The sequence below is a fragment of the Acerihabitans arboris genome (assembly GCF_010131535.1).
In the GTDB taxonomy this organism is placed as follows: domain Bacteria; phylum Pseudomonadota; class Gammaproteobacteria; order Enterobacterales; family Enterobacteriaceae; genus Acerihabitans; species Acerihabitans arboris.
In genome coordinates this window covers 116,658-128,522 of the sequence record NZ_WUBS01000002.1, presented here as the reverse complement: position 1 = coordinate 128,522, position 11,865 = coordinate 116,658, and the positions used below count along the sequence as shown (strand labels likewise).

Here is an 11,865-nt window from a genome sequence, read left to right as displayed (position 1 = left end):
GGCGTTGGTGCTCTTGCGCGTCCATTACGATCTTCCTCCCGCGCTTGGCGCCGCGCGCCATTACAGGATTGCGATCGAATTGTTGTATATTTGAGTATGGAAAATAAATTTTTAACATTAATATTTTTAATCATATATGAAATATATAGGTATTAACTATATATTAATTAATAATTATAGATAAAAACAATTTACGCCTGCAATCTTTAGTGGCTAGTATAAGTTCGAATTAAATGTGATGAAGATATTATTATCGTCCAGTCCTGGAATAACATTAACGTTAAAACGAGTCTTTTTAAAAACCTTCCTGCCAATCTACGATGAACAGGAAATGGCGCTGTTTTCGCCATGTCAATCTCGTACCGGGAGAAAATATTGTTATGTACATGTTGATATTTGTGGCGGGAATGATGATCGGTTCCTTTATCGGGTTGCTGGCCGCCGGCTTGTGCCGGATGGCAAAATAATTTAGGCATAAAGAGACAGAGGTAGACCGCCTGTTAATAAAGCCGCGGATGGATATTAATGGCTTAAGGCCGGCAAATGTCTTGACCTTAATAATTTTGGTTTGTTGGGGAATACTACATGTATGATGATATAAGCACCTTCAAAAAAAAAGCCAACCTGGCTAACTTTAATTTTCGGGCGATAGCACATAATAATGATAACGACGCGCCCGAGGCGAGCGTTCATTCCGCTACCGTTAACCCGTTTGCAGACGCCGCCGGCGGGGAGCGGGCCGCTGCGGACGGCCCGCTTCCCGCCGAAGCGCCGCCCATGGCGGAGATAAACGCGGCGCCGGTGTATGCCCAGCGCGAGACGCCGGTTGCGGCGCGTCGGCCGCGAGCCGCCGTGACGGCGCTGGACGATATTTTCTCAAACGATCATAACACCGCCCGCCTGCCGGACGGCGGGTACGCGCCCGGCCAGGAAGAAAATGATGGCGCCGCGCATCATGCGGTTCCCCTGTTTGCTTTGTTTAAATCCATTGCCGCCAAAGCGTGAGCTGCCTAATAACGCGAGCTTTGCCATAACCTGGCTGTCATGAGCGCGGGGAGAGTGGATTGGTCTTCATCTCCCGGCCTTAGTTCATATATTAACGATAAATTATTGGCAAATATCGCAGGTTAATGATGAATAAGATGTTATTTTTATTTTTTTTATTGTTTTTTTTCCCCGCGGCCGCATTGGTTATAATGACGCCGATGGATAGTGATAAGCAATATGTCTTCGGTTTTATTAATATCGCCTTTATCCTGGTGCTGGGCCGGTTCAACGGACGCAAGACCCTCATTATCATGATCATGTTATCGCTGCTGATGTCTACACGTTATATCTACTGGCGGGCGACCACCACCCTGCATTTTAATTCCAACCTGGAATGTTTCCTGGGCATCGGGCTGTTTATGGCCGAAATCTATTCCTGGGTTATTTTGCTGTTGGGTTATTTGCAAACGTCCTGGCCGCTGGAGCGCTCTATCGCGCCGCTGCCGGCCGATATGACGACCTGGCCGACGGTGGATGTGTATATTCCCACCTATAACGAAAGCCTGGACGTGGTGCGGGATACGGTGCTGGCGGCGCAAAGCATGGACTACCCGGCGGACAAAATGAATATTTATATCCTGGACGACGGCAATCGCGGCGAAGTCGGCGAATTCGCCGCCGCCGCCGGGGCAGGCTATATTACCCGCAGCGATAACCGCCATGCCAAGGCGGGTAATCTAAACCACGCCATGGAGAAAACCCGCGGCGAGCTGATTTGCGTGTTTGATTGTGATCATGTCGCCACGCGCATCTTCCTGCAGGCCACGGTGGGCAGTTTTCTACTGGACGCGCGGCTGGCCTTGATCCAGACGCCGCACCATTTTTATTCTCCCGATCCGTTTGAACGCAATTTATCCGCCGCGACGCAGGTGCCCAACGAAGGCGCGCTGTTTTACGGTCCGGTCCAGCAAGGCAACGATAACTGGAACGCCACCTTCTTTTGCGGTTCATGCGCGGTTATCCGGCGCAGCGCGCTGGATGAAATCGACGGCTTTGCGGTGGAAACGGTCACCGAGGATGCCCATACCGCGTTAAAATTACAGCGCCGGGGGTGGAATTCGGCGTTCCTGGCCATCCCCATGGCGGCGGGACTGGCCACCGAACGCCTGGCGCTGCATGTTAACCAGCGCATTCGCTGGGCCCGGGGCATGACGCAAATATTCCGTATCGATAATCCGTTGTTCGGCCGCGGCCTGACCTGGCAGCAGCGGTTATGCTATCTCAACGCCATGCTGCATTTTCAGTATGGTTTGCCCAGGGTGGTGTTCCTTACCGCGCCGCTGGTATTCCTGCTGTTTAATCTCAATATCATCGCCTCAAGCGCCAGCCTGATTTTCGCTTACGCGTTGCCGCACCTGATGATGTCGATTTATGTTAACTCACGCATCACCGGCCGTTACCGTTATTCGTTCTGGGGCGAAATCTATGAAACCGTAATGGCTTTCCATTTGATTTTCCCCACCCTGCTGAGCCTGATTTCTCCCAAGCTGGGCAAATTTAATGTCACGGATAAAGGCGACCTGCTGGATAAAAACTATTTCGACGGCAATACGGTCAGGCCGCTGATTATCGTAACCCTGTTTTTGGCGCTGAGCATGATTTGGGTCGCGGTGCGCCTGGGGCTTGATGATTATCCCGGCATCGATCCCCGGGTTATCCTGTTTAACCTGGCCTGGGCCGGATACAGCGTGCTGGTGCTGCTGGCGTCGATCGCGGTGGCGAAGGAGAGCCGCCAAATCCGCAAAACCATCCGCATTATCGTCCAGGTGCCGGCGTTGGCGCATTTTACCGACGGCACGTCGCTTGCCACCCATACCGCCGATCTCTCCATGGGGGGCGCGCGATTGGTTATCCCCGCCGGCAGCGATATCGCGGGCAAACAGGTTGCGGAAATTGAACTGACCTTCCAGCAGGACGCCATCCGGCTGCCGGCCCGTGGCGTGGGCAATACCGGCGCCGATTTACGCCTCGAATTCGCCGCCATCTCGCTTAATCACCGCCGCCAGCTGGTGCGGGTGGTGCTGACCCGCGCCGACGCCTGGGTCAGCGAACCCTGCGCGCCGGACCGGCCGCTGCGCTCATTGGGCGGCATTGTGCGCTGCGTTTATGAGCTGTTTTTCGGCCGCAGGCTGTTTTCCGGCGCGGGGCCACGCCGGCCGCGGATCGCAGGTCAAAAAGGGAGCACGCAATGATATCCCGCAATCGTGCCGGCAGGGCGCAACGGCTGTTGCTGACCTGTTGCCTGCTTAACCTTTTTTATGCGGCCGGAGGTTATGCCTCGGCGGATGCGCCGGCGCTGCCGCCCCTGCTGCCGGCGCCGGGCACGGGCGCCGGGTTCGCGTGGCAAACGGAGCAAACGGCGGCGGGCAACACCGCGACGCCGGCGGCCAATACGCTGGCCGGCCTGACGATGACGCTTGCGGAAATGGGGCAAAAAGCGGGGCTGACGCTGAGCGGTACCCAATTGCAGTCCGGGGTTATGTTTACGCTGCCCCGCGACCTGGTGGTGACCGGGGCGAAGATTTCCCTGGCGCTGCAGGTCTCGCCCGAGCTTGCCGCCACCGACGCCAGCGTACAGTTGATGCTTAACGGCCAGCCGCTGGGATCGCTGCCGCTGGGGCAGGATGCCAATGATAACGGCGTTTTCCAGATGGATATCCCGGCATCGATCATGGTGGCGGTCAACAACCTGAGCTTTCGTATCCACCGCGGCGCCGACGGCGCGGGCGGCCAGGGGCAATGTGAGAAAGCGCTGCCGGATAATTACCGGCTTACCATCCTGCCGACGTCCGCTTTCCAGCTCAGCGGCCTGCGGCTGGACAGCGGACGGCGCCTGGACAATCTGCCCCGTCCATTTTTCGACCCGTCGCTAATGGCGCAAGCGCGCCTCCCCGTCGCCTTTGCCTTGCGGCCGACGGCCGATGTTATCGGCGCCGCGGCCACGGTGGCGTCCTGGTTCGGCGCGCAGGCGGGCTTTAGGGACGCGGATTTCCCGGTGCTGCTTAACGCGCTGCCGGAGGAAAACGGCATTATCTTCGGCAAACCCGGCGATAATATCGGCGACCTGGTGATGCCCGGGGGCGGCGGAGCGCAGCTGCGGATAATTGATAATCCCCGCAATCCGGTTTATAAGCTGCTGCTTATCAGCGGGAGCAACGAGTCTGAACTGCGCCAGGCGGCGTGGCGTCTGGTTTCCGCGCCCTTGCCGGCGGCGGACGCGCTGCGGGTGCAGGCGCAGGATATTCCCCGGCGCCAGCCTTATGACGCGCCGCGCTGGATCTCCACGCGCCGGCCCACCTCGCTGGCGTTAAACGAGGGACCGGAGCATCTGGCGGTAAAAGGCGGCTACCACGGCGCTATCCCGGTCTCGTTTCGCGCGGCGCCGGATCTGTTTATGTGGGACGACCAGACCATCGCGGTGGATCTGTTTTATCATTTCCCCACCGGCAGCTGGCTTGATGAAACGCAGTCCCACCTCAGCGTGGCGATGAACGGGGTTTTCGTGCGCAATTTGCCGGTTAACAAAACCGGGCCGATTGCCGCCCTGATGCGCTATGCCGGTTACGATACCCGCCAGGAACATGCCACCCTGCAGCTCGATCCTTATCTTATCTACGGCGATAACCAACTGGCATTTTACTTCGCGGTGAATCCGGCGGTCGATGCGCCCTGCGGCGTGCTGGACAACGACAATATCCGTAGCCGGATCGAGCCAGCGTCGACCATCGATCTGAGTCATGCCTATCATTTTGCCCAGTTGCCCAATCTGTCTTATTACGTCGGCGCATCGTTCCCCTTTACCCGCCGCGCCGACTTTGCCGACACCTTGCTGTTATTGCCCGACAATCCGGGCAGCGTCGATATCCAAACCCTGCTGGGTCTGGCGGCCCGCGCCGGCAACGCCACCGGCGTGGCCATCGGCCATGTCAGCGTGGCGCTGGGGGCTGGCGTCGACGAAACCCAGGCGCAGTCGTTCAGGGACAAGGATATTCTTGCCGTAGGCTCGCTGGCCCATGAGGAGTTTATCCGCCGGCTGCTGGCGGGCAGTCCGTTTACCGCGGCCGGCGCCGCGCTTGGGGTGGCGCGGCCCCACTGGCAGCAACAGCTGGCATCCTATCTTGCCGGCAATTGGTTCCCGCAATTTGTCCAGGCCAACCGGTATTTATCGTCAATGTATTCCTGGCGCGGCTTTGTCAGCTTCCGTTCCGGACAAAACCCCGGCCGTATCGTGATATTGGCCACCGCGACCGATGACGATCAGCTGGCCAAAATCCATGGCGACCTGCAGTCCCCGTATATCAATTCCAGGGTCAGGGGGGATATCGCCATCGTCACCAACGAGCGCGACATTCAGAGTTTCCAGGTCGGGCCGCAGTTCGCCGCCGGCGACCTGCCCTGGCACCTGCAACTGCTGTGGCACGCCGGCAGGCATCTCCTGGCCTTGTCCCTGCTGGGATTGGCGTTGGCATTGCTATTAGGCGCGCGCTGTTACGCGAATTTAAAAAATCACGCCGCCCGGCGATTGGGCACAGGGCCGGACCATGAATAAGCAATTAACGGCGCACAGCGACGCCTGGAATAAGCACCATGACTAAGCATAACCGGAACGCCTGGATTGGCGGCACGCTGTACATCGGGTCCGCGTTGGGCGTAGTGCCGTCGGTAAACGCCGCCGACGGCGACCCGGCGGTAAAAGTATTGTTGGATCAGGCGACCTACTGGCACGAAAAATCCCATGACGACCTGGCGAAGGCGGCGTTGCAACGCGTATTCCAGGCAGATGCCGATAATATTACCGCCCTATACCTGATGGCGCTGTATTCGTCGCAAAGTGGCGATGAGCGCGAGGCGGAACAATGGCGGCGCAAATTTAGCGCCGTTTCCCCCAACGATCCGCGCCTGGCCGCGCTTGCCGGCGCACAACGCCTGAAGTCCTTGGCGCCGGAACAGCTTGCCGCGGCGCGCAAACTGGCGGGCGCCGGCAAGATCAGGGAGGCGGTGGCGGCCTATCGCGCGCTGTTCAACGGCGGGGATCCGATAGACAGCCTGGCGCTGGAATATTACCAAACCATGGCCGGCAGCCCGGACCTATTGCCCGCCGCGGTGGGCGGCCTGCGCGGCCGCGCCGCGGCCCTGCCGCAGGACGACGCTACCCGGCTGGCATTGGCGAAGATATTAACCTATCAGCCGGCCACGCGCCGCGAGGGTAGCCAAATGCTGGCGGCGCTGGCCCCCGGCAATAAAGAGGCCGATCTGGCGCTGCGGCAATCATTGCTATGGCTTGCCCCGCAAAACGATGACGCCGGGCTTTACCAGAGCTATCTCGCGCGCCATGCCGACGACCAGACGGTGGTCGACCATTACCGCCAGGGGCTGGGGGGGATTGCCAAACAAAGCGGCTATAGCGCGCTTAGCGGCGGCGATTTGGCCAGTGCGCGGGAAAAATTCGCCGCGGTGCTGAAAACCAATCCCAATGACGGCGAGGCGTTGGCCGGCATGGGCTATGTCAGCCTGCGCCAGGGCGATTTCGCCGGCGCCGGCAAATACCTGCAACAGGCGGCCGCCCAGGGCGGGGACAATAAGGAGCAATGGCGCATGCAGGCGGAGGATGCGGAGTTTTACGGCCGGTTAAACCAGGCAAAAAACACCGCCGGACAGGGCGACCTTGCCGGCGCGCTCGCCCTGTCAGCGCCGCTGGCCCAGGCCGCCGGCGCGAAAGGCCTGGCGGTAAACCTGTTCCGGGCCGATACCCTGCGGCGCCAGGGCGACCTTGAGGCCGCCGAAGGGGTTTACCGATCGTTATCGACCCAGGCCCCGGGTAATAGCGATGCCAGGGCTGGGCTGTATTTTGTCCTGCGGCAGCAAAAGAAAACCGAGGAGGCGCAGCGCATATTGGCAACGCTGCCGGCGGCGCTGCGGGCGCGGCTGCAGCCCGCCGGGGCCAGCGTGGAACCGTTGCGCAAGGAGGCGGCGCGGGCGATGAGCGCCGGCGATGCGCAGCAGGCGTTAACCCTGCTTGGCCAGGCGATGGCCAGGCAACCGGACAATATCTGGCTGCGGCTGGATAAGGCGCGCATTCTGCAACGGCAGGGCGAGAGCGCGCAGGCCCGCGCACTGATAACCCAGGCGGCGCAAAAGTCGGGCGCCGCCAACGATACCCTATACGGCGCTGCCCTGTTTGCGACCGAGCAGCGGGACTGGGCATGGGCGCAGTCCCTGCTGACGCGAATTCCGACCGCGGCGCAAACCGCGGAAACGCGCGAGCTGGTCAAGCGCGTCGGTTTTAACCGACAGTTGGCCATCGCGGAAAACTACCTGCGTCAGGGCGATTACCTCGCGGCGTCCAATACGCTGCGCATCCTCGCGCAGGCCGCGCCCGCCTCGCCGGCGGATGTGGGCAATCTGGCCCGCTTAATGATGGCGGCGGGAGACGCCGGACAGGCGGTACGGCTGGTGCGCCACAATATCGCCGGCGGACCGCGCGGTACGGTGGGCGAATACGGCGCGCAGATAGGCGTGCTTAACCAGGCCGGCCTGTTCGACGAGGCCGACGCGCTGGCTAATAATCCCGCGCTGCTTGGCGACAGCTCCGCGCAGGAAGTGGCCGGCATACGCGCCGGCGCCGCTATCGTCACCGCCGACAGGCTTAGGGAACAGGGCAATATTGCCGCCGCCTATGCCAAGCTGAAGGCCGAGATTGGCAACAACCCGCATAACCCGGATCTGCTGCTGGCCATGGCGCGGGTTTACGCGGCAAGCGGCATGAATCAGGACGCCGAGCGCATCTACGTTTATGTGCTGACCCTGGATAACGGCAGCGCCGCCGCGCGCGAGGGGCAGATTAATGTTGTCCTGGCGCAGGGCGATGTGGCGCGCGCGCAGCGGCTGCTGGCGGCCGTCCCGGCGTCGCGCGCCCCGCAGTATCTTTATCTGGCGGCACAGGTGGCCGAGGCCGGCGGCAATCATAAGCAGGCCCTGGCCCTGTTGCGCACGGCGCTGTGGCGCAAAGGCGATAACGGCCTGACGGCGAAGGCGCCGGCCATCAATTCCATCACCGACACGCCGGACATTATCCCCGGAGCCCAGGCCGCGGAGCCGGTAAGCCTGGCCGATCGCACCCGGCGGCAAATCAGCGCCATGGCCGATGAGATCCAGGGAAAAATCGCCACCTGGACGCGGGGCGATATGGCGGTGCGCGCCCGCAATGGCGAAAGCGGCCTAAGCCAACTGAACGAAGTCAAAGCGCCGCTCACCCTCTCCGGCGTGCCCGACGACGGCTCCCGGCTTAGCTTGAGCATCACCCCGGTGTCGTTAAGCGCGGGCTCGATGAGCGGATTAGCGGCCAACCGTTTCGGCACCGGGGCGCTGCAACATGCCGAACGGCTGGCGGCGGCCGACACCGACGCCGACGCCAGCCAGACCAATGCCGACGCGCCGGCCGCCCAGCAGTCCAATGGGGTGGCAACCCATCTCACCCTGTCCGGCGACGGTTACCAGGCGGATATCGGCTCCACGCCGCTTGGGGCGGATATTACCCGGATCGTGGGCGGGCTGCGCTGGTCGCCGGCGTTGTCGACCTTCGGCCGGTTAAACCTGGTGGCGGAACGCCGCGCGGTGACCGACAGCCTGTTGTCGTATGTCGGCGTGAAGGACAGCAACAGCAATACCACCTGGGGCGCGGTGACAAAAAACGGCGCCGGCGTGCAGTACGCCTATGACAACGGCGTCGCCGGGATGTACGCCGGCGCCGGCTACTACGATTATGTCGGCAACAATATCGCCGGCAACCGCGAAGTGGAATCCTCCGCGGGCGTGTATACCCGGCCATACCGGACGCAAAAAAGCGAGTTTAAGGTAGGGGTGGGCATCGACTATAAAGATTATGCAAAAAACCTGAGTTATTACACACTGGGGCAGGGCGGTTATTTTAGTCCGCAAGATTACCTCAGTATCGCCATACCGATGGAATATAACCATCAATATGACAATCTCAAGCTCGGCCTCAGCGGGTCGGTGGGGTACCAATCCTATCATCAGGATAAAAGCGCCTATTTCCCGAATAATAAAGCGCTGCAATCGCAACTTGAAGCCCTGGCGGCAGAAAATGATGATGTTGACAGTTATTATTCCGGCACCAGTAAAAATGGCGTGGGTTATACGTTAAAGATAGATGCCGATTATAAAGTTAATGAGTATATTCATTTGGGTGGCAGGGTCGGTTATGATACTTTTGGCAAATACTCCGAAGGTACTGGCTCGATATATTTTAAATATTTGCTGGATGAAAAATAAGCATGAACGAGATTACACAACTGCAACCACAGCATGATGATTATTTACAACGTCGTTATCAGGCCGGCTGGCATGATTTGGTGCATATTATGTTCGCCAATATCCTGATAAAAAAAGATGAGGTGGATAATCATGAAGCCCTGCGAAATATAGGCCAGTCGCTTGCGCAATGGTATCCGCTACCCGGCTGTAATACGGTGCATGAGCTTGAAATTCATTTGAATAAAATCCTCGATTTTTTTAACTGGGGGTTTCTTAAAATAGCGCCGGCGGAGCGCGAGCTGATTTTGGTGCATTGCGCCTGGCCGCATGCGCCGCGTATGGAGGACGAGGGCCGTTGGCGGCAGGCCAGCGCTTGGGTATTGGAAGGCGCCTATTCCCAATGGCTGCTGTCCCAGGGCGGTGAAAACCAGGTGCCGGTGATCTGGAATAACCAGGATATGACCAAAGATGTGCTGATTTTCAGGTATGCCTTGCAGGAACGACCGCGCCGGTGATGCATAAATTCATCAACTGGATGCTCACTCTGTTACCCTAATAACCGGGAGTTGACCCTATGTCTGTTGATATAGCAATGCCATCGAGCATGTCAAAATTATCATTATTAGAATACATAATCGATAATGCATTAATGGTGACAATTACCGACGCGGAAGGTGTGATTCAGTATGCCAATCAGCTATTTTGCCAGTTTTGTGGTTTTACGCAGCAAGAGCTGATTGGCAACACCCATTGTATCCTTAACTCGGGAGTGCATGACGACATATTTTTTACCAAAATGCGCCGCTTGATCAAATCAGGCGATGTCTGGCGCAATGAAATTTGTAATAAATCAAAGTCGGGTAAGTTTTTTTGGGAGGATGTCACCATTATTCCAGAGCTTGACAGCCAGGGTAACGTCATACGTTATGTGACCATCAGGTTTGACGTCACCAAGCAGGTCCGCAGCCGGATGAAATTTTTTCATAAAAGCCAGCGGGATAATTTGACCCGGGTTTTTAACCGGCACGGTTTTTATAACCAGGCCGGGCAGGTGATTAAAAGCATGTCCGCCGCGGGCCAGACGTTTTATGTGGCCATATTCGACGCGGATAAATTTAAAATAATCAATGATACCTTAGGCCATAACCAGGGCGATAAGTTATTGCGGCTGCTGGCCGTCAGGACGAAAAATATTCTTGGCGATAATACGCTGCTGGGTCGGCTGGGAGGGGATGAGTTTGCCTTATTATTCCCGGGCAATACGACTTACCCTGAGCTTTGTCAACTGCTTGACAAATTACAGCACGCCATAAGCGAGGGGTTTATCCTTGATCGCAATAAACAGCGGGTATTTACCTCGCTCAGTATCGGCGTGGCGCACTATCCCCATGACGGCGATTCATTTTCCGAGGTTTTAAAATGCGCCGACATTGCGCTGTACAAAGTAAAAAATGGCGGCGGCAACGATTATCTATTTTACCATGCGCCGGCGTACGCCGTTATGGAGAGCGGAATCGCGGACGGTAAGGCGCCGGTCGATGCGGCGCGCGATGCTAATTGTCAGTACTGAAAGTGCTATAAATCCCTATGCCGGAAATCTCCGGAAATGTTGTTATGCGCAGTTTGTTTAATATTCCAAGGATGTTTGTTATGTTAAAAGCCGTTATCCCGGTTGCCGGGTTGGGAACGAGAATGTTACCGGCGACCAAAGCTATTCCGAAAGAAATGTTGCCTTTAGTCGATAAGCCGTTAATTCAATATATCGTCGACGAATGTGTCGCGGCGGGTATTAAGGACATTATTCTGGTTACGCATTCCTCCAAAAATGCGATTGAAAACCATTTTGATACGTCCTTTGAACTTGAATCGCTGCTGGAGCGCAGGGTCAAACGGCAACTGCTGGACAGCGTGCGGTCCATCTGTCCCGCCGGCACCACTATTATGCATGTGCGCCAGGGGCAGTCGAAAGGGTTGGGGCACGCCGTGATGTGCGCGTATCCGCTGATCGGCGACCATCCCTTTGTCGTTCTGCTGCCCGATGTGCTGATTGACGAGACGACGTGCGACGCAAGCGCCGATAACCTGGCCGGCATGATTGCCCGCTTTAACCATACCGGCAGAAGCCAGGTTATGGTGGATGCGGTGCCCCGGCGGGAGGTCGACAAGTACGGTATTGTCGATACCGGCAACGCTGCCTGCCCGCCGGGAGGCAGCGCCGCCATCGCCGGCATCGTGGAAAAACCGCCGGTTGACAAGGCCCCGTCGAATATGGCCGTGGTCGGGCGGTATGTGTTAACCCCGGCCATCTGGCCGCTGCTGCGCATGACGCCGCCGGGCAGCGGCGATGAAATACAGCTGACCGACGCCATCAGCCTGCTGCTTGGGCGTGAACGGGTAGAATCCTTCGGCATGACCGGTAAGTCCCATGACTGCGGCGATAAGCTCGGTTATCTCATGGCGTTCGTGGCGTATGGCCTGCGCCACCCGGTGCTGGGACCGGCATTTTCGTCTTGGGTAAAAGGGTTAAATCTCAGTTAGGCGACA

7 protein-coding genes are annotated in these 11,865 nt (G+C 58.0%); all 7 read left to right on the top strand.

The window, feature by feature from the left end:
• Positions 1 to 585: 585 nt before the first annotated feature.
• Positions 586 to 1,005 carry a hypothetical protein gene (locus GRH90_RS02820; protein WP_162364382.1) on the top strand — a complete coding sequence of 140 codons (420 nt, stop codon included), beginning with the start codon at positions 586 to 588 and terminating at the stop codon, positions 1,003 to 1,005.
• 128 nt (positions 1,006 to 1,133) lie between these two features.
• Entirely contained in the window at positions 1,134 to 3,239 is a 2,106-nt protein-coding gene (gene bcsA / locus GRH90_RS02815; RefSeq protein ID WP_162364381.1) for a UDP-forming cellulose synthase catalytic subunit, read from the top strand.
• On the top strand, positions 3,236 to 5,596 hold the full coding sequence (gene bcsB / locus GRH90_RS02810) for a cellulose biosynthesis cyclic di-GMP-binding regulatory protein BcsB (RefSeq protein WP_162364380.1): 2,361 nt from the start codon (positions 3,236 to 3,238) through the stop codon (positions 5,594 to 5,596). The genes bcsA and bcsB overlap by 4 nt, the downstream gene beginning before the upstream one ends.
• Before the next feature lie 38 nt (positions 5,597 to 5,634).
• The gene (locus GRH90_RS02805; protein WP_162364379.1) at positions 5,635 to 9,339 is read left to right on the top strand and encodes a cellulose biosynthesis protein BcsC; all 3,705 of its coding nucleotides are present in this window, start codon (positions 5,635 to 5,637) and stop codon (positions 9,337 to 9,339) included.
• 2 nt (positions 9,340 to 9,341) lie between these two features.
• Positions 9,342 to 9,836, top strand: coding sequence for a cellulose biosynthesis protein BcsD (bcsD, locus tag GRH90_RS02800; RefSeq protein ID WP_162364378.1), 495 nt, complete (start codon positions 9,342 to 9,344; stop codon positions 9,834 to 9,836).
• 59 nt (positions 9,837 to 9,895) lie between these two features.
• Positions 9,896 to 10,891 carry a sensor domain-containing diguanylate cyclase gene (locus GRH90_RS02795; RefSeq protein WP_312857164.1) on the top strand — a complete coding sequence of 332 codons (996 nt, stop codon included), beginning with the start codon at positions 9,896 to 9,898 and terminating at the stop codon, positions 10,889 to 10,891.
• Positions 10,892 to 10,971: 80 nt separating this feature from the next.
• Positions 10,972 to 11,859, top strand: coding sequence for a UTP--glucose-1-phosphate uridylyltransferase GalU (gene galU, locus GRH90_RS02790; protein ID WP_162364376.1), 888 nt, complete (start codon positions 10,972 to 10,974; stop codon positions 11,857 to 11,859).
• The last annotated feature ends 6 nt before the right edge of the window (positions 11,860 to 11,865 follow it).